Source organism: Nibrella saemangeumensis, from assembly GCF_039541915.1.
Lineage (GTDB): Bacteria > Bacteroidota > Bacteroidia > Cytophagales > Spirosomataceae > Nibrella > Nibrella saemangeumensis.
On sequence record NZ_BAABHD010000032.1, the window covers coordinates 323612 to 344780 of the forward strand.

At 54.0% G+C, this 21169-nt stretch carries 18 protein-coding genes; 9 read left to right on the forward strand and 9 right to left on the reverse strand.

Annotated elements, in window-relative coordinates:
• The first annotated feature begins 8 nt into the window (after window positions 1-8).
• Together ABD949_RS17980 and ABD949_RS17985 are read left to right on the forward strand one after the other, a co-directional pair.
• Entirely contained in the window at window positions 9-647 is a 639-nt protein-coding gene (locus ABD949_RS17980) for a hypothetical protein (RefSeq protein ID WP_345245470.1), read from the forward strand.
• Window positions 648-653: 6 nt separating this feature from the next.
• Window positions 654-1787: an eCIS core domain-containing protein gene (locus ABD949_RS17985; protein ID WP_345245472.1), complete on the forward strand. Its 1134-nt coding sequence runs from the start codon at window positions 654-656 to the stop codon at window positions 1785-1787.
• A gap of 23 nt (window positions 1788-1810) precedes the next feature.
• Here the strand turns inward: ABD949_RS17985 and ABD949_RS17990 are convergent, their stop codons facing one another.
• Window positions 1811-3142, reverse strand: a complete 1332-nt coding sequence (locus tag ABD949_RS17990; RefSeq protein ID WP_345245474.1) for an ATP-binding protein — start codon at window positions 3140-3142, stop codon at window positions 1811-1813.
• A 242-nt stretch (window positions 3143-3384) separates the two neighbouring features.
• Between ABD949_RS17990 and ABD949_RS17995 the strand changes: the two genes are divergently transcribed.
• From ABD949_RS17995 to ABD949_RS18005, 3 genes are all read left to right on the forward strand, one after another.
• Window positions 3385-4473, forward strand: a complete 1089-nt coding sequence (locus tag ABD949_RS17995) for a sensor histidine kinase (protein ID WP_345245476.1) — start codon at window positions 3385-3387, stop codon at window positions 4471-4473.
• 9 nt (window positions 4474-4482) lie between these two features.
• Complete coding sequence (locus ABD949_RS18000) at window positions 4483-5565, forward strand: sensor histidine kinase (protein ID WP_345245478.1); 1083 nt, start codon at window positions 4483-4485, stop codon at window positions 5563-5565.
• 91 nt (window positions 5566-5656) lie between these two features.
• Window positions 5657-6241 carry a dioxygenase family protein gene (locus tag ABD949_RS18005; RefSeq protein ID WP_345245480.1) on the forward strand — a complete coding sequence of 195 codons (585 nt, stop codon included), beginning with the start codon at window positions 5657-5659 and terminating at the stop codon, window positions 6239-6241.
• Between the two features lie 2 nt (window positions 6242-6243).
• Here ABD949_RS18005 and ABD949_RS18010 read toward each other — a convergent pair whose 3' ends face one another.
• Window positions 6244-7221: a helix-turn-helix transcriptional regulator gene (locus ABD949_RS18010; protein WP_345245482.1), complete on the reverse strand. Its 978-nt coding sequence runs from the start codon at window positions 7219-7221 to the stop codon at window positions 6244-6246.
• Between the two features lie 105 nt (window positions 7222-7326).
• Here ABD949_RS18010 and ABD949_RS18015 point away from each other — a divergent pair, with 105 nt between their 5' ends.
• The 4 genes from ABD949_RS18015 (at window position 7327) to ABD949_RS18030 (ending at window position 12464) form a co-directional block, all read left to right on the forward strand.
• Window positions 7327-8091, forward strand: a complete 765-nt coding sequence (locus tag ABD949_RS18015; RefSeq protein WP_345245484.1) for a cupin domain-containing protein — start codon at window positions 7327-7329, stop codon at window positions 8089-8091.
• A 49-nt stretch (window positions 8092-8140) separates the two neighbouring features.
• Window positions 8141-9562, forward strand: a complete 1422-nt coding sequence (locus ABD949_RS18020) for an FAD binding domain-containing protein (RefSeq protein ID WP_345245486.1) — start codon at window positions 8141-8143, stop codon at window positions 9560-9562.
• Complete coding sequence (locus ABD949_RS18025) at window positions 9559-11859, forward strand: xanthine dehydrogenase molybdopterin binding subunit (protein ID WP_345245488.1); 2301 nt, start codon at window positions 9559-9561, stop codon at window positions 11857-11859. Before ABD949_RS18020 ends, ABD949_RS18025 begins: the two co-directional genes overlap by 4 nt.
• A 122-nt stretch (window positions 11860-11981) precedes the next feature.
• Window positions 11982-12464, forward strand: coding sequence for a nuclear transport factor 2 family protein (locus ABD949_RS18030; RefSeq protein ID WP_345245490.1), 483 nt, complete (start codon window positions 11982-11984; stop codon window positions 12462-12464).
• 113 nt (window positions 12465-12577) lie between these two features.
• On the opposite strand, the gene ABD949_RS18035 is transcribed toward ABD949_RS18030, so the two are convergent.
• The 7 genes from ABD949_RS18035 to ABD949_RS18065 all read right to left on the reverse strand — a co-directional run bounded on the left by ABD949_RS18035 (window position 12578) and on the right by ABD949_RS18065 (window position 21164).
• Window positions 12578-13063 (reverse strand): hypothetical protein, encoded by a 486-nt coding sequence (locus ABD949_RS18035; protein WP_345245492.1) that lies wholly within the window; start codon window positions 13061-13063, stop codon window positions 12578-12580.
• Between the two features lie 567 nt (window positions 13064-13630).
• Window positions 13631-14026 carry a YkvA family protein gene (locus tag ABD949_RS18040; protein WP_345245494.1) on the reverse strand — a complete coding sequence of 132 codons (396 nt, stop codon included), beginning with the start codon at window positions 14024-14026 and terminating at the stop codon, window positions 13631-13633.
• Between the two features lie 2 nt (window positions 14027-14028).
• The gene (locus ABD949_RS18045) at window positions 14029-15060 is read right to left on the reverse strand and encodes a hypothetical protein (RefSeq protein WP_345245496.1); all 1032 of its coding nucleotides are present in this window, start codon (window positions 15058-15060) and stop codon (window positions 14029-14031) included.
• Window positions 15061-15064: 4 nt separating this feature from the next.
• The gene (locus ABD949_RS18050; RefSeq protein WP_345245498.1) at window positions 15065-17749 is read right to left on the reverse strand and encodes a hypothetical protein; all 2685 of its coding nucleotides are present in this window, start codon (window positions 17747-17749) and stop codon (window positions 15065-15067) included.
• A 124-nt stretch (window positions 17750-17873) separates the two neighbouring features.
• The gene (locus ABD949_RS18055; RefSeq protein ID WP_345245500.1) at window positions 17874-18635 is read right to left on the reverse strand and encodes a glycosyltransferase family 2 protein; all 762 of its coding nucleotides are present in this window, start codon (window positions 18633-18635) and stop codon (window positions 17874-17876) included.
• 166 nt (window positions 18636-18801) lie between these two features.
• Complete coding sequence (locus ABD949_RS18060) at window positions 18802-19947, reverse strand: acyltransferase family protein (protein ID WP_345245502.1); 1146 nt, start codon at window positions 19945-19947, stop codon at window positions 18802-18804.
• A 77-nt stretch (window positions 19948-20024) separates the two neighbouring features.
• Entirely contained in the window at window positions 20025-21164 is a 1140-nt protein-coding gene (locus tag ABD949_RS18065; protein ID WP_345245504.1) for an acyltransferase family protein, read from the reverse strand.
• Window positions 21165-21169 lie beyond the last annotated feature (5 nt).

Below are 21169 nucleotides of genomic sequence, written 5' to 3' on the forward strand. Positions count from 1 at the left end.
AAACAATTATGAAAACATACCAGCCTTTTCTTGATGATTTTTCCAGGGCGCTACAGGCCAACAGCCGCCTGAATGTTCAGCAAGCCCTGTTTTTCAATATTGCCGCTAAAAAAGCCGATTTGGCGCAGGTTCGGAAAACGGGTCGCGTGGCCGAGGACGTACTGAATTTCTACGCACAGGGCAACCGGTGGGAGGTCAAGTGGTCCCCCAGAGAGTTAACGCCCGAATCGGAGGAAGTGCGGGGCAGCGTCAATATGCTGCCGTTCGAAAAAGTATTTTCCAATTGGGAGGGAGTTGCCTTTTTCAGCTCCACCCCGGCTGACTCCATACGACGCCGGTTTTTCCCCGTTGACTTCTTCGCCGATGAAGCTGCGGTTGGCCTTGTCGTTACCGAGCAGCAAAAAGGTCAGATGTACTACTCCGACTTTGAAAGTGACCCGATGCCACTGGAAATCAACCTGGATGGCTACATACAATTATGCGTAGCGGCTAAAGGAATGCTGTACTGGCCGTATGGGATACGGGAACTCATCGAAGGCGAAGAGAACCCGGTATCGCAACGGATGAAGGCGCATTTGCCCACGCTGTTTCCCGACTTTTCGTTTGATGCATTCGCCCGCTTATTCAACGAACTCCGCATCCGCTAAACGCCCATGAATATACCCGCTAAAATCAACCGAAAGCGCTCCGCCCGCCGTAAAGCGTCGCCCGGTAAGGCTAATGCCCCCTTTTTCGAGTCAGCGATTCAGCGCAAGTGCGAGCAGTGCGAGAATGAAGATAAGCAGAAGATCCAGAAAAAAGGGGAGCATGGGCCGGTAGCGGCCGTCAAGCCCTTTTTCAGCAGCTACATGAACACCATCGGGGCCAAAGGCCAACCCTTGCCGGAGGGTACCCGCAGTTTTTTCGAGAGCCGACTGCCCGGTAGCTTCGCCGATGTGCGCATCCATACTGACCAAGAGGCTACCATGGCCGCCAGGGACGTGAATGCGAAAGCGTTTACCTGGCAGAACCATATTGTTTTCAACCGGAACTACTTTAATGAACAGACCACAGGAGGAAAGCAATTGCTGGCCCACGAACTGACCCATGTGCTGCAACAGCGGCAGGACGGCTATAGGGGCATTCAGCGGGCACCGGAAACCGAGGGCGAGGTAATGAACCCCTCCGAAGAGGAACTCACTGAAGCCGCAGCACCCGGACCACAGGCAATTGCGCAGGAACAACAGGCTGAGCAGCAGGAAGAAAAAATTGGGGAGCCCGAAACCTTACCCGACTTCTCCACGTTCGGGAAAGCCCCCGAGATGATTACGGTTTTCGGGAAATCCGTTACTGTGCAGGGCGAGACCACGGCAAGTTTTGACGGTGGCGTGGGTACTACCCAGAACCTGAAAGCCATTCCGGCGAGAGACTGCGACGGCTGTGGCGGACCCGAATGCGTGACGGTCACGGGTAAGCTGGTGATCACCTACAACGTGTCCACGAATGTAACACTACCCGATGTACCCGAAGGATTAACGCCCTGCCAGCAGCAACGGGTGAAGGACACCATCGATAGTAAGATTAAGCCACACGAAGACCAGCACGTAGCCGCCTTTAACACCTATAAAGGTACGGTAACGCTGCCCATTAATTACACGGGTTGCAAAGCTGGCCTGGCGGCCCATGTGCAGGCCATACACGATGCTGATAGCGAAGCCCGCCAGAAAGTGGCTAAAGCGCTTAGTGCGGCTCTCGACCCGTTTGTAGTGCCCATTGACCTGGATTGTGAGGATAAGCCTAACAACTGATCAGGGCAGCCGGGCGTGCAGGCTCAGATCGCTTTTTCTTCTTTACGGAACTCCTTGCGAATGCCTTCCAGAATGTCGCGCTGCTGCAGGGTGTTGGCCCGGCGGGAAAACGCTTTGAGTGAAGCATATTGCATGACATTGACAATACCCGCACCCGTGATTTCGTACTGGCTGGCAATAGCCTCCCAGTTTAGCTCGTTTTCTGCCTTGAGCGATTCGGGCAGGCAGCGCGTCCAGAGCCGGTACCGCTCATTGGCATTGGGCACCGGGAAGTGGATGATGTTGTGGAACCGGCGCAGAAAGGCATCGTCGATATTGTTTTTAAAGTTGGACGCCAGAATGAGCAGCCCTTCGTACTCTTCGATGCGCTGGAGGAGGTACGAAACTTCCTGATTGGCGTACTTGTCGTGCGCGCTTTGCACATTGGTGCGTTTGCCGAATAGCGCGTCGGCTTCGTCGAAGAACAGAATCCATTTCTTCCGACTGGCACGTGTGAACACCGACTCTATGTGTTTTTCCGTTTCGCCAATGTACTTTGAGACTACCTGCGATAAGTCAATGCGGTACACGGGCAAGTCGAACTCTTTGCCGATGAGGCTGGCGGTGAGCGTTTTTCCGGTTCCGGCAGGGCCATAGAACAGCACCCGGTAGCCGGGTTTGATCTTTCGGGCCAGGTTAGCGTCCTGCATCACCTGTTCGTTGTGCTCCATCCACAGCCGGATGTCGGCAATCTGCTCCATCGTTTGCGGGTGCAGGACCAGGTCATCCCAGGTCATGAGGGTTTCGATGCGCCGGGCCGGAAATTCCGCTCCGAAAATGGGTGTGGCATCACGGCCCAGCAGGACCTTGTTTAGCCAGTCATGGTCCAGCAGCAGTCGGCCACTCATGAGAGGTTCCCCTTCCTTCACCGACTCCAGCCGGAGTAAACCGAAACGGGCCATTCGCTTATCATCCGTAAACAACTGCTGACACAGCATCCGCTGCTCCAGATCGGAGCCGGCCAGGACGAACAAGGCCGTTTCGCCGGTCGGGAGCATACCCCGGTGCTGCGTTCCTTTCATTCCGCCGAACTCTACGAATTCGCCACCCTGCGGCAGGGCTTCGGCCATTATGCTTTCGTAAAAACCCGGCTGGAGGTGCGGCATCACGGCGAGCAGCAGAATGAGCTTTTCATCGTTGGAAAATAGCGGAGGCAATTGCAACCACCGGTCTGCGTCTGCCCACCGGGGATCATTCTCAAACTGGGTAAGGGAAAAGGAATGCGGTTCAAAATAGGCCGTCAGCCGCTTCAGGACAATATCGCCTACCAGGTGAACCACCTGACTAACCGGTGAATTTAGAGCAACCACTTTCATAGTATGCGAGACTGAGGTTCTTTTATTTATGGCTGTCGGCGGCCCGAAACGATTGGCGCATCGCTAAGTATGGCAAAAAATTACAGATTTAAAAATCGGTACCGACCGCTCATTAATAAGTAGCCGAATTGGTGCGTTGCCGCTGTGCAGAACCGGGCATGAAGCTGTTTTTCCGTTTCGTAAAACGCTGTAAGCCTACTATTTTTGTATCTTTACTTCATTAGCGTTTATCTAACCTTACCGTGCGCGACCAACAGGCCGACAGCTCAAATCCTTTACACACCAACCCCGACGATACCTGGCTACGCATCATCGGTATACCGCTGGCGGTGGTACCATTCGTTTACTTTTATGTCCGCGAATATGGCTTCGACTGGCGGCTGGTCTTTTTTACGTTCGGATTTGGGCTATGCAGCACCACTATGGCCTGGCAACTGCTGCGCTGGTGGGTGTTTCGGGTGCGGGCGCGCTACGCCCAGAAAGAACAGACCAGGCGACGGGTGCTGATGACCTTTGGCGGCTACACCCTTCTGACCATACTCCTCCAGCCATTCGAAACTTTTGGCGTGAGTCAAATTGATCCCACCGGCCTGGTAGGGAGACCGGAATTTCCGCGCGTGTATATTATCCAAATGGGCATGGCGCTGGCGTTCGCCAACATCGTCGGCGGCTACTACGAAATCCAGTATTACCTGCACCTCTACCGGCACGCGATGACCGAAGCCGAAGCCCTGATGAAAGCGCAGGTGCAGCAGCAACTCGATCGGGTGAAGAGTCAGGTTAACCCGCATTTTCTGTTCAACAGCCTGAACTGTCTGTCGGCGCTTGTACACGAGAACCCGCAAGTGGCCAGTGCGTTTCTCGATGAACTGGCCACGGTGTACCGCTACCTGCTCCAGGCGAATGCCAATCAGCTGGTGCCGCTCCGGACCGAACTGGACTTCATCCGGTCGTATGGCTATCTGCTCCAGATTCGGTACGGCCAGGCGATTCGCTGGACGGTGCAGACAGACCAAATCGATGCGGAACGACTGCTTCCGCCGTTGACGTTACAGGTGCTGGTTGAGAATGCGCTCCAGCATAACATCATTGACAGCCAGCAACCGTTGCAAATGCGCATAGCCGTTTCGGCCGATTCGCTGACGGTGACTAATTCAATTCAGCGAAAGACGCGCCCTATAAAAGTTCAGCGGGGCGGCCTCATTAACCTGACCAGCCGGTTCAGCGCCCTAAGGCTCAGACCACCCCGCATCAGCGACGACGGGCAGTTTTTTACGGTCGAGGTGCCGCTGGTCCCCGTCAAATCTGAACTGGTCGAATCCATTGCCTAACCTGCCCCTGTGAAACGTTTGCGCCTACCCCGGTTCACCCAGAACGACAACCTGATCGCCCTTGGCGTGCTGCCGCTGTACTATCTGCTGCTGAATTACCTGCTGTTTGGGAGCCGCTACTTTCAGGACCCTGGTCTGTTCGGGCGGGCGACACTGAGCAGTCTCGTACTCTGGACGCCAATATATTTCCTGCATGCTCTGCCCGCCATCTATCTCCGCCGGCGATTTCCGGCTGTGCGGCAAACCGGATTGCGGCTGGCGCTGGCGATGGCCGCCCACGTAACTATGTCGTCACTGGGTATTCTGATTTTCTTCTACGGCTATGACTGGGTGGATTTCCCCGGCTATACATTCAATGCTTCGCGGCTGGAGGCCGCGTTGCTGGTGGGCGTACTGGGCAACCTGATCGTCAACATCGTACACGAAAGTGTTTATACGTTCGAGCGGTGGTCGCAGACGCTGACGGAGGCAGACCGGCTCCGGCGGGCCAATCTGCAAAGCCAGCTCGACAGCCTGAAACAACAGGTAAATCCGCACTTTCTGTTCAACAGCCTCAACTCGCTGTCGTCGCTGATTGACGAAGATGCTGACCGGGCCGATCAGTTCATCGGCGAATTATCGAGCGTGTACCGCTACCTGCTGCAGACCAACGACGGTAATCTGACGACCTTGGCGGCAGAGCTGCAGTTTATCCAGTCGTATTTTCACCTGCAGCGTACCCGGTACGGCAGGGGGCTGACCTGGCAGTTGAACGTCGAAGAAGCGCACAAAAGCACGCTGTTACCTCCGCTTACCCTGCAGCTGCTGGTGGAGAACGCCATCAAACATAATGTAGTAGCTGCCGATCAGCCCCTGCACATTACCATTGAAACGGTAACGCTCACCCAGCACCCGTCGGCGAAAGAAAACAGCGTGTACCTGCGGGTGCGCAACAACCTGCAACGCCGGCAAACCCGCGTACTGAGCAATGGCGTGGGGCTGACCAACATTGCCATGAAGTACCAATTGCTGGGCAACGAGGCTGTGCAGATTGACGAACAGAACGGACAATTTGTTGTAGGCCTGCCGCTGCTGACCAGTCAGCTTCAGTAAGTGGGGTACCTGTAAATCATTCCCCATTTTTTTGCTACCTTAGACAAGTGTTCAAGTCTGAACGCTTTGAACTAACGGTTAATCCTGAGTCATGGAAACCACAAGACGCCGATTTTTTACCTTTCTGGCTACGCTGCCCTTCTTCAGCCGGGTAAAGGCTGCGTGGCATACTCCCCATATGCTGGAACCTACACCGGCCTGCGGTGACGATGAAGACCCAACGCCCGCGCAGATCGAAGGCCCGTATTTTAAACCTAATTCGCCCGAGCGGAGCAGTTTACGGGAGTCTGGTACGAAAGGCACCGCCCTGATCATTACCGGAAAGGTTCTTACCACCAGGGGTGAGGCTGTCGGGAAGGCGCTGCTGGACTGGTGGCATGCCGACGATGCCGGTGACTACGACAACAAAGGGTATCAACTGCGCGGCCACCAGTATACCGACGCCAAGGGCAATTTCCGGCTGGAGACCATTGTGCCCGGTTTATATCCCGGCCGTACCCGGCACCTGCATGTAAAAGTTCAAGCTCCGGGCAAATCGGTGCTGACCACCCAGTTATATTTCCCTGAGGAGTCCGGTAACCGTCGTGATGGTATTTTCAACCAGGCGCTTATCATGAAAACAAACCGGGTAGCCGATAAAGTAGATGCGGCTTTTACGTTTGTGGTCAGGGTGTAACGTCACTTGCCGGTGGGGGAGTAGCCAAACCGCTTTTTAAACTCGGCGGAGAAACTACCGACGTTCTGGTAGCCAATGTAGTAAGCGGTTTCGGATACATTCATAGCTTTCTCCGCCAGCAGTTGGCGGGCTTTCTTCATCCGCAGGTGATGGATGTGGCCGAAGACCGTCGTGTTGAATAACTCCTTATAGCCCTTTTTCAATTTGAACTCGTTGAGACCGAACTGCTGGGTGAGCTGCGCCAGCGTAAGTGGCATCAGGTAATTAGCTTCGATAAACTCCCGGACGGCCTCCAGCTTTTCCCGGTCGACCCGGCTCCACTGACCGGTTGCCGGCTGTAAGCTGGCCTGTGCCATATGCTCGACCTGTAGCGCAAACAACTCCAGCAGCTTGGCTTCGATGAACAGGTAGCGGGTGAAACCCTGGAACGTACACGTACGGATCGCCTGAATAATGTCGGCCATGCGCGGCTGTACGCCAAACCGGTCGGGTGAGGCAAAAAAGACCTCCCGGCGGTCCATACTATTTGCCACTTTATCCAGCGTACTGGTTTCTGTAGATTGAATCAGCTCCCTGAAAAACGGTAAGTCGTACGTGATCTGGAAGGCATCGAAATGGCCCGAATGAACGATGTGCTCTGCCTGAAAGCTTGGATTATACTGAAAGCCGTGCCGTTCACGCCGGAAATCGACCGGCTTTTTTACGTTTGAAAAGCGTGATTCAATTCCTCCGCTCAGAATAAACGCCGAGTTAGCATCTTCGGTATCACTGACATCACAAAACAGCAGGGGGCGTTCGGAGCGAATGGCAATCTGCTTCAGAGCCATACCGGGTGTCTTGACAAGAGAAAGGCTTCCTGCCGCCAAACCCGGCTCTTCAAACGTTAATGAAACTTCGGTATACCGGTCACTGCTATGGACCAGACGCTGATCCATCCGGCTGAACCGTTTATCCCAGTCGTCCGTGACCAGTTTATCCATCTTGCCTAAATCAATATCCGTTTTGCCTAAACAGGAAAAGCGCTGCGGGCTGCAACTTTGCAGAAACTAATTTACATCAATTCACACCAAAACAACAACAAATTCATGGAAGCTTTTGTAACATCCGCACCCCTTGAAAAACGCCGGACCGGCGCCATCTCCCTGCTCTTTTACCCAACCGGCGTCTACCGGATCTGGAAAAACAAGTATCCGCTCTGGCTCCGGTTGGCCTATACGCTGGTGGGGCTGCCCGTCTTTTTGCTGGTTTCTGCTTTCCTGGCGGTTGTCACCTTCGCGCTGTTTTTGCCGGAACTGGACATGAGCATCGGTGACCGGAAAGACCGTACCGTGGTCAATCAGAAAGATCACTATGCCAGTACGTTCCTGAAAACGAGCCACGATACCAAAGGGGCTTATGAACTGGTCCGGGTTGAGGTACAACCGCAGGGAGGCAACGGGTGGCATTACCACAAAACCTTCGACGAGCAGTTTACCGTGCTCGAAGGCGAAATGACCATCGGCCTGGAAGGAAACGAAATCAAACTCCAAAAAGGCCAGAGTGCCTGGGCCTACAGAACGCAAGTGCACTTCTTTAAGAACAGAACCTCAACCAAAGCCGTCCTGCTGGTGAAGACCGCGCCGTCCGGCGGTTTGGAAAAATCAGTACGCATCGGGTATGGGCTGGGTAACGATGGTCAGTTTGAAGGTGAACTGCCGAAAAACCCCTGGCATATGCCCCTACTGTTAGCCTACAGCCAAACGTATTTTGCTGATATACCTTCGTTTATTCAGGAACCGCTGGTCAATAGCCTGGCCAAAATTGCGCAGTGGAAAGGCGAAGACAAGGCACTGGAAAAATATTTCCGATAAAACGAAGAAAAAATTGTATTTTGCTCTGAGGTAAAGACTCAGACAGGGTATGATTCGCTTTTTGCTCAACGATCGACTGATCGAAACTCAGGAGCCTTCGGGCCAGGTTCTTCTTGATTTTATTCGGTATTCGCGTCACCTGACCGGCACCAAAACAGGTTGCCGGGAGGGTGACTGCGGTGCCTGTACAGTGCTGGTCGGCGACTGGCACGAGGGACGGCTCCGGTACCAGTCCATGACGTCATGCCTGATGCCGCTTGGCAACGCCCACGGCAAACATATCGTTACTGTTGAAGGGCTAAACCTCCCCAATACCCTCAGCCCGGTGCAGCAGGCAATGGTGGAAGAAGGCGGCTCGCAGTGCGGATTCTGCACCGTTGGTTTTATCGTCTCGCTGACCGGCTACGCCCTCAGTACCAAACCCGCTACATATCAGAACGGTATCACGGCTATCGACGGTAATATCTGCCGCTGTACCGGCTATAAATCCATCGAACGCGCCGTCGCCCGCATCTGCCGGGAACTGGCAGAGCGCCCTGCCGATCAGGCTATGGATTGGTTAGTTAGCCATCGGTTTTTGCCTCCCTATTTTGCGCAGATACCGGAGCGGTTGCTGGCACTTCAGGCGCAGTTACCGGTCGAACCCGCTGAGCACCTAAACGGACATGTACCGGTTCCGGTCGGTGGCGGTACCGATCTGTTTGTGCAGAGACCCGAGGTCATGCGCCAGACAGCCATTCAGCACCTGTTCGGCAAGCCGGCACTCAATTCCATTCACCTGGCCGATGATTTGGTTCACATTGGCGCGTCCTGCACCGCCGATGACCTGCTACACGCCCCATTGCTGAGTCAGCTTTTTCCCAGGTTGCCCGACTATCTGAAACTGGTTTCCTCAACGCCCATCCGCAACATGGGTACGGTAGGAGGTAATCTGATCAATGCATCGCCCATTGGGGACTTGAGCATCTGGCTGCTGGCCCTCGACGCACAAGTGGTGTTGCGCACAGGAACCGAACGCCGTACATTACCCCTACGGAAGCTGTACCGGGGCTACAAAACGCTTGATAAAGCGCCGGAGGAAGTGCTGGAGTCCATCATGTTCAAAGCACCGGGGGCATCTGCAAAATTCCATTTTGAAAAAGTCAGCAAGCGGACGCATCTGGATATCGCCAGTGTTAACACGGCGATGCTGCTCGAAACCAGCGGAGGGATTATTACCCTGGCTCATGTGTCGGCCGGGGGCGTAGCGCCGGTGCCGCTGTATCTGTCGCTGACCTCGGCCTTTCTGGTCGGTAAAGCGCTGACCGCCGATACCATCCGGAAAGCGAATGAGGTCGCCCAAACGGAGATTACCCCGATCAGCGATGTGCGGGGGGCGGCTATGTACAAGCGGTTACTGTTCCGGCAATTATTTTACGCTCATTTCCTGACTTTGTTTACAAACCAGCCTGACCTGCATCAACTCGTATGAGCTTTGTCGACGCCAACACCCATGTCCGGGGCGAATCCCTGTACCTCGATGATCTGCCCGTTGTTACCGGCACCCTGTACGCCTGCGTATACTCGTCTCCGGTGGCGCACGGCCGCATCCGGAGCCTGGATTATACCGCAGCGCTGACTATGCCCGGTGTCGTTCGGGTACTGACGGCCGCCGACATTACCGGCGAAAACCAGATCGGCGGTATTGTGCCCGACGAGCCCCTGTTAGCCACCGACACCGTCGACTTCTGGGGGATGCCCATTGCGCTGGTGATTGCCGAATCGGACGAGACAGCAAGAGCGGCCGTCCATGCGATTCAGGCAGAGATTGAGCCCCTGCCGGTCATCACCGACCCGCGTGAAGCCTGTGCGCAGGGCCACCTGATTGTGCCGCCCCGCACGTTCCGGCTGGGCGATGCCGAAGCCGCTTTCGGGGCGTGTGATTTCGTGATTGAAGGCCGCGCCGATTCGGGCGGACAGGAGCACCTTTATCTGGAGACCCACGGGGCCTACGCCATCCCGCTCGAAAACGGGCATATCAAACTCTATTCCTCCACGCAGGGCCCAACGGCGGTGCAGCGGACGGTAGCGCGGGTGTTAGGCGTACCCATGCACCAGATCGAGGTCGATGTTACGCGCCTGGGGGGCGGTTTCGGCGGTAAGGAGGACCAGGCCAATAGCTGGGCCGCGCTGGTATCGCTGGCTACCCATCGGCTGCGCCGGCCGGTCAAGTACGTGCTGCACCGGATGGAAGACCTGCGCATGAGCGGCAAACGGCATCCCTACTCGTCTGACTTCAGGATTGGCCTTACCAAAGACCTGAAGATACAAGCTTATCAGGTTACGTTTTACCAGAATGCCGGCGCGTCGGCCGATCTGTCGCCGGCGGTAATGGAACGGACGCTGTTTCACGCCAACAATACCTATTTCATTCCGAACCTGACGGCTACAGCCTACAGTTGCCGCACCAATCTGCCTTCCAATACGGCGTTCCGGGGTTTTGGCGGACCACAGGCCATGTTTGTGATTGAATCGGCCATTGCCAAAGCGGCTGAGGCATTGGGCGTAGCGACAACCGACATCCAGCGAGCCAATCTGCTCCAGGAGGGAGACGAGTTCCACTATGGTCAGCGGGCTGAAGGCTGCGAAGCGCTCCACTGCTGGACCGATGCCGAAGAACGTTTTGATCTGGCCCAACTTCGCCAGGAGGCAGATGACTTTAACGCCCACAACGCCCTGAACAAAAAAGGAATTGCTATGATGCCGATCTGCTTCGGCATCTCATTCACCAAAAAATGGATGAACCAGGCCAGCGCCCTCGTTCACATCTATACCGACGGGAGTGTTGGCGTCAGCACGGGTGCGGTCGAGATGGGGCAGGGGGTCAATATGAAGATGATGCAGGTGGCGGCCCAGTGTCTGTCGGTCGGTCTGGAACGGATCAGGCTGGAGACGACCAATACCACCCGCATCGCCAATACCTCGCCCTCAGCTGCCAGCGCCACCTCCGACCTCAACGGCAAAGCCCTGCAACTCGCCTGCCAGACGCTCACCGAACGGCTTATAGCCGTTGCGCGTATAAAGCTAGGCGTTAAGGAAAATCAAACTGTGCAACTGCAGGACGAGCAGATCTGGGTAGACGGCCAGCCTGGTGGGCTGACCTGGCCCCAACTCATTCAGGAGGCCTATCAGCAGCGGGTTAACCTGTCGGAGCACGCGCACTACGCAACGCCGGATATTCATTTCGACACTACGACCGAAAAGGGCCATCCGTTTGCTTACCATGTTTACGGCACGGCCATCGTCGGCGTTACCCTCAACTGCCTGCGGGGCACCTATGTATTTGATTACGTAAAAGTGAGCCATGATTTCGGTAAGAGTATGAACACGCTGGTAGACCGGGGGCAGGCGGAGGGAGCCATTGTGCAGGGAATCGGCTGGATGACCTTGGAAGATTTGCAGTACAATGCCGCCGGTAAATTGTTGTCCAACGCTTTGTCAACGTATAAGATTCCGGATATCTACGCCGTGCCGCAGGAAATTGATGTGCATTTTCTGGATACGCCCGGCAGCGATTACGCCATCATGCGTTCCAAGGCGGTGGGGGAGCCGCCGTTGATGTATGGCATTGGTGCGTACTTTGCGCTCCGGAACGCCATCCGGGCCTTCGTTCCTGATGCGGAACTTTCCTTTTCGGCGCCACTGACGCCGGAGAAAGTGCTGCTGGCGCTGTACCCGGCGTTTAACCCGACACTGGTTCCTCAGACGGCCGGTAAAGCCTCCGCGTAGCCGACAGTTACCAAATGGTTATTAAATAAAATTTCAAAGGCAACGCTGAAATAGTACAATAAAAAATTTGCTATTTACAAGGTGGTGCGGTAACTTAATCAAACACCAAGCCAAATCTAGCCATGAGAAATTTTGTTGTTGTAGTTGCTCTATGGTGTTGCTTAACGGTGCCGGGCTGGACGCAGTCGGATCAGGATGCGATTAAAAAAGTGTTGTACAACGAAACGGAAGGATTTTTTACGCGGGATAAAGCGAAGTGGGCCAATGCATGGGTCCATAAACCGTATGTCTATTTCGCGGCCAATTTGTACGGTGGCGATTTTCTGCTGGTCAAAGGCTGGGACAACCTGGAGAAGCAGTTTGCTAATCAGTTTAAGAGTAAAAAGCTGACGGATAAGGTAACGATTCAGAATGCCAATTATACCATTCACCAGAATGGCAATATGGCGTTTGTTTCCTACGATCAGACGTTATTGGATAGCCAGGGTAAAACTACCTCGAAAGAGTCGCGGGTGCTGGAAAAAATTAACGGCGAGTGGAAGATTATAAACGTAATCGCCTTAACGAACCTGAAGAACTTTGGCTTAGCACAGAAAGCAAAATAAGCGATAGCATATAAAACAGGGAAAGCCTCCATCAGTTCTGATGTGAGGCTTTTTTAATGATACTGCCGGTAGCTATTACTAGGGATAACCAGGGGGGTTAGTTACCTGTTGAATCAGGCCTGGCTGCCTTCGGTCTGGCTGGCTTTTTTCCGGCCCCGGCGGCCACCACCTTCGGGCTTCTGACGGGGAGATGATTCATCAACCAGTTGAAGTGCATAGCCGCTTACACCTTCCTGCGAAAATGGTTTTATGGTAAACTCATGCTGTTGAGTGGCATAGTCCAGGCCAACTTTGTCAAAAACACCAGCCAGCGAAATGGTTTGACCCCGGCCCGTTTTTGCTAAGTCAAACGCATCCTGATCGTCCTGACCGGCCGGTATGAGAAACAACGTTTTAAATTGTCTTTTCCGATCTTCAGTGCCTACTTTGAACTTCGTACTAGACGAGTCCATTCCTAATTCTTCCTGTACATTCTGGGGAATAGAAAGCCGGCCCGTTTTTGAAACCGAACACTTCAGAACATTTTCTTTAGGTGCCTCTTTCGTTTTTCTTCCCTGAATTTCCTGAGGAGAGAAATAACGAATTTTTTTTTGCTTCATGATTTTAGTAGGTTATTTGTGTATTTTTTTTGGAATTGCACAAATCTAAAAAAATAATTTAAATACCTGTTAAATCCAGTTTACTTCCTCTGCTTAAATTCCAGTGGCTACCTACTTGTTTATCTAATTTATTTCTAAGTTTTAGCCGAATGAACCGAGCCTGCGCTGTTTAAATAAATAGCTCCGTTATTGATTTTACCGGGTTTGATTAAGTGAATACACAGACGAAAACATTGTCTGCTCAGGAAGAATTACAAGATAATATGTTTTCTGTTTTCGGTGGTACAGGTATTTTCTGTATACCTTCAACCATACTTAAGACACATTATGACGTCGGTGAACAGAAAATGCCTGATAACTTCAGTCCTTTCCGGAGGGTTATCAATAGGAACTTTATCGATGAAACAATAGCTTATTACCCGTTGCGCGGCAGGTAACTTTCAGGTTCTATAGGGCTGATTTCAGCGAAGGGGCGTTAGCTATTTTTCCAATTAAAAACGAGGGCTTAACATTGCTGCTGCTGGTAATATAAGTACATTATTGTCGGTTACAGGATATAATAACTGTCTACCAATAATGTCGAATATTGTCAACTTGTCGCCAGATCAGCCAGCCAAGCCCGAGCCAGATTAATAGAATAAGCAACGCGCCTATCCAGCTTTTTTTGCCGGATAATAGTGGCGCCACTGACGCCCGCAGCCGGGATTCCTGCCAGACATTACCGGGAATCAACCGGATTGCCAGCGAGATAAAAAAGGGGAGCAGAATAACTTCATCGAGCAGGCCTAACACCGGGATAAAATCAGGAATTAAATCAATAGGGCTTACCATATAAGCAACGATCAGGCCAAGTACCAGTTTGGCGTACCAGGGGGTGCCCGGATGCTTCAATGCGTGGTACAGAGCTTCTGTCCCCTGTTTCAATTCCCTCGCTTTGGCCTTGAGCCGCTCTATCCATTTCATGCTTATAATGTGAGCGCCGTTTTTGTCAGCCGTTTGTGAACTTCCCGCAGCCACAACGCCCGTCCGGTGCAGTTCCAGTGGGAATCTCCTACGGCATAGATGGGCTCTTTTGCCCGCGTATAGACACCGTAAATGTCAATGACCGGCATTCGACGTTTCGGGTGCTGCTGAAAGCGTTCAATCAGCCGGTTGTAATTGCCCTGCGCCGGGTCCAGCACACTTGCTTTATTAGGAATAATTGACAGATAGACGGCGTCGAACCCCAACGCCCGGTATCGGTCGTAGACGGTGTTCAGGCTATCGACCAGGGCGTTTAATTCCGCATCCGGCAGGGGTGTAAAGGATGAACTGATGGTGGTGGTATCGGTATCCAGTCCCGCGAAAACATGCTGCCGGTCGGCGGAGATGCCTACCTTCGGGTTGATCCGGTCGAAGAACCAAAAGTTCAGGCTGGCTTTCCGTTCTTTGAACCACATAAACAGATCGTGGCTGAAGAGCACCGTCTCCAGCCGTTCTTCCAATCCCGTCGATTTGATCTGTTCGGAGAGTTGCCGAAGCTTCGACGGGGCCGGCGGCTGGGGAGCCGGCACCCGGTTGCTGTCGGTTACTACCGTCAGATTGGATACCGGGCGGCTGAAGTGTTCGCGAAAATGCCGTTCAACGGTTTCCAGCAGCAGTACGTTATGCCGGGTCGGATCAGGCTGCACCCGGCTCTGTTTTTCCCAGTGGGTGTAGTGATAATACCCAACCGGAAAATCCCGCTGACCAATTCGCTGGGGTTCGGTGAAGCTGTCGCCGATGAGGTAGAGATGAACGCTATCGGCCACCGGTTGCGCCTGGTCCGTACCGGGCGGGCATGGTTCCTGCGGGTCTTTGAACTGGGGCAGGTTCGATAAACGGTACAGATCGCCGTAGCGGTAGTCATCGGTGATAACGCCGGTCTGGTAAAACCAGTGCATCACATCCCGCGAACAACCGCCGGCGTATAATAACAAAGCAATTCCTAAAATCAGGTAACGAAGTAATTGGGCCATAAGGCTAACGCATTCGAATCGAAAACAACTGTACCGTTTTGTCGGTACCGCTTACTACATACAATTGGTTGGTTACGGCATTGAACTGCAACGCTACCGGGAAATCGCTCGGGATGGCCCGGTCGCCGACCACATCGCCGTCCAGGGTATAGAGCGTGGTGAAACGCCCGGATTTGACACTGATGAGGTCTACTCCGGCACCAAGGTGGTGATAATGGATTGGATTCAAGCCTGGTTTCAGGCCACGTATCTCAAACCGCTGCTGGCCCTGCTGATCCAGCACGGCTACCTCCGTATCGCTCGTCCGGAGCAGGATATAGCCTGTCTGGGTCCCGTCGGGGCAGAGCCGGAAAGAACCACTGCGCACGGGCCGGTAGAGTTGCGAGCGGCTGGCGATTAGTCCTTTGTCGTTCAGCCGCAGCAGTTCGCCCTGTTCGGTAATAAGCCGGATACCACTGGCCGGACCCGGTTCCAGGGCCGGACTGACGAAACCAGAGTCGAGCCGGGCCGGAAAATGCGGAGCCTGCCGGCCCGGTTCAACCCAGCGGTTGAGCAGACCACTCGCTTGCAGCCCAAGCACCTCCATGCCACCCGGTGAACTGATTACCTGGAACGGCAGCAGCAGCGGCTCACGACGCACCGGCGTAAAGATACGAAGGAAGCGGCTGGTCTGCCGGTCAAAGGCGTAAATGCTACCGTCCTGGTGTGCGGCCAGCGCCACGAGGTTACGCCGGCGGCTACCCCTGGGCAGGGTCAGGAACGTCGGGTTCAGACCCGCCGGTAACGGAATCGGACGCAGTGTAATGGATTGATACCCCGGATCGGCTACGTACAGCGTCCGGTCGGTCATAAACAGGTACTGGAGCCGGCCATTGTTCAGGTAATCGACCGGCAGCATATTGCTGCGCACCGGTCCGTCGGTCCGGCCCTGTTCGAGTTTCTCGCCGTCGGTGGTCAGCAGCGCCAGCTGGTTTGTCTGATCCTGCGCCCAGATCGTCATCTGGCCGTCGGCGGTGTTGCTCACCAGCATCGGCGAAGCCGTCAGGGGCATATTCAGCACAAATTTTTTGGTGAGCAGGAGCCGGTTCAGCACTTTATCGCTGGCCCGCCGGGTGGTGCGGCCGAGTACCAGCGTCGACAGGATCTGTTCGTTGCCGTAACTCGCCTGGTATACCATGTTCTCGAGGTTGTTGAGCGACGACTCCGGGTGGGCCAGTAAGTTACGCCAGCCCGCCGGCCACCCGGCGGGCAGTGCTGCGGAGCCAGCGTGATTGACCAGCACAAATGCGGTGAAGTTAGCGGGGCGCAGGGTCAGGTTCAGTAGCGTCTCCTTGTTCCTGTCGGCCGACCAGACGGCTCCGCGCTCCAGTTGCTGGAGGTAATCTTGCATGGCTTCTTCGCTGTTGGCCACTACCAGGTAATCGTTATGCTGCGTGACCCAGCTCTGCCCGAATCCCGTAAAGAGGCTGCTGAACAGCGAGGCCGGCAGCTCAGGGACGTTGAGCAGGAGGGTCCTATGACCCAGAAAGGTCTTTAAGGTTAGGGGCGGACCGGCCCCGGCCATATAGGCCGTGCGCTGAAACCCATCCGATAATTTTTTTAGATCGGTTGCTTTCAGGAGCAGAATCTGCCGGTTTTCAGCGGCTGGCGACTCCAGGCGGCACAGTACCACATCCCGGCTGATGTGCTGGTACACGTCACCCGCCTTTTGCCGGATGCGGTCCAGCCGTTCCTGCAGCGACGGACTGGAAGTAGAGCTGAGCATAGTTGCCATCTGCTGGCCGAAGCGGGCGGCATCGCTGATGCCGATGTGGTACAGCAAGGCCGTAGTCTGCGGGATCATGCCGGCGCTGCTGATGCGCAGGGGCGTTTGATCCGCAAAAAGACCCGCTACGTCCTGCCGCGCTCCGATTTTGTCGGTGGCGTAGCCGATCAGGTGGGTTCGGGAGGACGAGGACCGGAACTGTAGATTGAGGACCTCCGGCAGAAACAAACGCACCAGCGAGCCCGTGGTTTCAGGGCTGCCAACCAGGGTCTGGAGCACCTCCGACCGAACGGAAAAACTTGCCAGATGATCGGTGTCGAGCCGGAACGGTAAGGAACGCCGGAGGGCTAACGGCTGGTGGAGTTGCCGGATCACATTTTCGACGAGGATACCCGATGGACTGCCGATCAGGTAATCGCCGGCCAGCAGGTATGAGCCATACACTTCATTTTTAAGGTTACGAAGTTCGGTGATCGTTTCCTGGTCGTAACTATGGCTGAGGACCCGGACCGAGCGGGGGTCGGGCGTTTTAAGGTCGTTCAGAAAGGTCCGGTCCTGGAGCGGCCGCAGGGGAATATAGAATATAAACTCAAAGGTGTGGAGGGAGACCGGATGCAGGGAATAGTATACCGGCTTGCCGGCCAGAAATTTTAGCACAGCGGCCGTATCGCCGGCGGCATAAATAAACTGTTCGAGCCTCTGCACAGCCTCCTGAAAAACGGGAGCCTGCCGGAGAGGCATCTCCGTGCGGAGGACCCTGAGCGGCACCGTGTCCTGGAGCGCGGCACTTTCCAGCACCAGCAGGGCGTCACTGGGAATCAGCTTTTCGACAGAACGGCCCGACCGCCAGATCAGCTGGTAGCTAAACCAGGCACCCAGCAGTAGCAGGCCACCTATTCCAAGCCAGATCCCTTTTCGCGTCACGGTAAAACGTAAAGGTTCGATGCGCCGGGCAGTTGACCAGTTTGTGTCTTTGACCATTTAAGACAAATACTAAGCAAACTCCGGCCGTTATCAAACCAAAAACAGAGAATATTTTTTGGCTGGTTTAGATGGCAACCGGTTCGGGTGCCCGCAGGGCTTTCACTTTTCGGCCCAGCTCCAGCCGGAAGATGGCCAGTTCCCGGAAACTCTGAAAGCAAACTTTCAGCAGTTTCCACTTCAGAATGGAGACGGTACCCGTTTGCCGCTCTTTATGCGTAATAGGAATATCGAAGGTATCGTAGCCCGCTTTTTTTGCCATCACGGCCAGGAAGATGTTCGGCGCAAATGGGGTAGGATCGGGCAGTTGGGCCAGCAGTTGCTTCAGGAAGCCACCCCGGATCAGCCGGAACGGAATGTTGCTGTCCATGATATACGTGCCGTAAATGGCGGCAATACTGCCGCGCAGGATACGCGTAATCCAGAGCCGGGCTTGGGCATCGTGACGAATCTCGCGGTAGCCCAGAATAAACGGCGACTGACGTCGTTTTTCCCACAACTTCTTAAAATCGTTGGTGACAAACTGGTCGTCACTGTCGGTCTGGAAAACATATTCCGAATCCAGCGCTACCGCCTGGCGGTACCCGTTCACAACGGCATTGCCGTGGCCGCCGTTTTTCTGGTGAACCACAATGAGCTTCGGGTAGCGTTCTTTCAATTGATTCAGGATGTCGCCCGTGCGGTCTTTGGAGCCGTCGTTCACCACAATCAGGCGCGTAGCATCGGCGGGGAACTCCCGGTTAAGTAATTCGATCCATTGATCAACAACGAGGGCAATGCAGTCTTCCTCGTTATAAGCGGGCATAACAATTGATAGCAAAAGGCTCATGAAATGGCAAATTCGGGAATAATAAGTCCGCAGGGCCGAAGAACGTCAAAGTAGCCGTGACGTATTCGTCTTCTCTAATAACAGGACAAATATAGTCAATTGTTAGCCGATGGCCGGTTAACTTAGCAGGACTTTATTAAGCGGGATTGTGAAAAGCATTAATTCTTTAATAGGCAAATTTATCTTTTAGCGAGTTAATCGGCTTTTCCATCAGGTGCCACGACAGAGCCGCCAGCAGGACCGTCAGCGCAAAAAAGTAAACAACCTGCAATTGAGGTACCTCCTCCAGTACGGGTAAATAGCTGCCGGCTTTGTTCCAGATGCGCAGGGTAAGCGAAGTGGCTGTTGTGTGGTAGTAATTGAAAACCAGGTTATGAATTAAATAAATTCCGTAGCTGATCTGGCCAAGATACCGGCTCACCGGGTTTTCCAGCAGCCATCTCACCGGTTGGCCGAAACCCAGAATAGCCCTGCCGATCAGGAAGGCACTCAGAATGGCAGCAAATAGACGCTCCCAGACATCGCTGACAATATTATGATAAGCGCTAAACGTGTGCGAGTACAGGACAACGGTAAAGAACAGAACAATACTCATTGCGATTGCGAAATACCCGGAAAAAATGCGGTTGAAGAGGGCCGGTTTGTACAGCCACCCATAGGCCATCAGGGCCCCAATGCCAAAGGCATCCAGACAGCCCGGCATGGATACATACCCTACCGTCCAGGGGTGCCCGTTCTGGTGTAGCCAAAAGCGAAAGTAAACACTGCCGGCGATCAGGAAAAGAAAAAAGAAAGGGGCCTGCCGTTTGGGAATACAGAACAGCAGGAGGGGAAATATCAGGTAATACTGTTCTTCGACGGCCAGCGACCACGAGTGATCCAGGAGCCCGAGCCATTGGCCCGTGAAGGCTACATAAAGGTTAGTCGCGTACAATGCACACCACCAGAATTTTTCCCGCACCGGAGGCACATCGGTCAGATACATGACCAGCAGACAGGCGTAATACACCGGGAAGATGCGCAGACTCCGCCGGATGTAAAAACGAGTCAGGTAACGGCGGAGGTTCGGCTTATCGGTATAGGTGTCAGCGCTCTGGCTCGCGAAAAGAATCCGGGTGATGAGAAAGCCACTCAGCACAAAGAATAGCACTACGCCCAGCGGACCAAGCGGTAAGGTGTTGTAGCCTATTGCCCAGTGATCGTAGAGCACTAGGCCAACGGCGAAAAATCGTAATCCATCCAATTGAGGCAGATAAGTAGTTGATGATTGCCGGGGAAGAGCCGGTTTGACCTGCTCAATAGATGTTAGCATAGGATGAGGGTTGACGTGGATAGTGAATAAAACCCCAATGATAAGTACATAGGATAAATATACAAAGTGGAGTTATACTAATAAGTAAAAAACTTCTTCAGGTTATTAATCGGTTTCTCTACCAGGTGCCACGATAATACGGCCACCCCAACGGTAAGGAGATAAAAGTAAAGGAACTGCAATGGGAGGGAATCCTGAAGCGCTGGAACATAGCTGGCAACTTTTCGCCAGACCCGCAACGTGGGGTAGGAGGGTTGGGTATGGTAATAGTTAAAGACCAGGTTATGGAACAGATAGAGGCCGTAGCTGATCTGGCCCAGGTAATTGCTCACCCGGTTTTCCAGCAGCCATTTGACCGGTTGTCCGAAGCCGATTACGGCCCGGCCGATCAGGAAGAAGCAGAACAGAGAGGTGAAGAACCGGTCGGTAACGTCGGTGACCACGTTACGGGCCGGTTCCAGTGTTTTCATCAGGTACAGGTTCAGGGCATACAGGAGCAAGCTGCCCAGCAGCAGGCCGTTACTGGCCAGGAGTTGGTTAAAGCGGTCGCGTTGGTAAATCATCAGGTACGCCAGGATACCGCCCATCCCGAACGCATCCAGGCAGGTGGGCATCAGCACAAACTGGGCCATCCAGGGCGCATTGGTCACAAACAGCACCAGCCGTAGCACAAACGAAAACCCGATCAGCCCAAACAGCATAGGCAGAATGTATCGGTTCGGAATAAAAAAGACCATGAACGGGAAAAAAATATAATACTGCTCCTCCACCGCCAGCGACCACAGATGGTCAATGGCCCCCAGCCAGGTTTGGTGGATTACAATCCAGATATTGGTGGTGTAGGTCAGCAGCCAGCCAAGGTTCTCGCGTACCGCCGGAAAGCCTACCACGGCCAGCGCCAGAATGGTCAGGTAATAGATCGGGAAGATCCGGATGCTGCGTCGCATATAAAATGCCTTGAGCGAATGGTTGTGTGAACGGCCCTGCCGTTCGTCATGCTGTTTGCTGGTAATCAGGATGCGGGTAATCAAAAAGCCACTCAGCACAAAAAAAAGATTGACGCCAAAATACCCGAAAGGCAGCGGCACCGCTTCGCCCAGCCAATGGTCGATCATCACCAGGGTAACGGCAATGAAGCGCAGGCCATCGAGCTGGACAAGGTAATTATTCTCTTTTTTGACGGTATCTATACCGACGATGGTGGAGGCTGGTTGCATACACA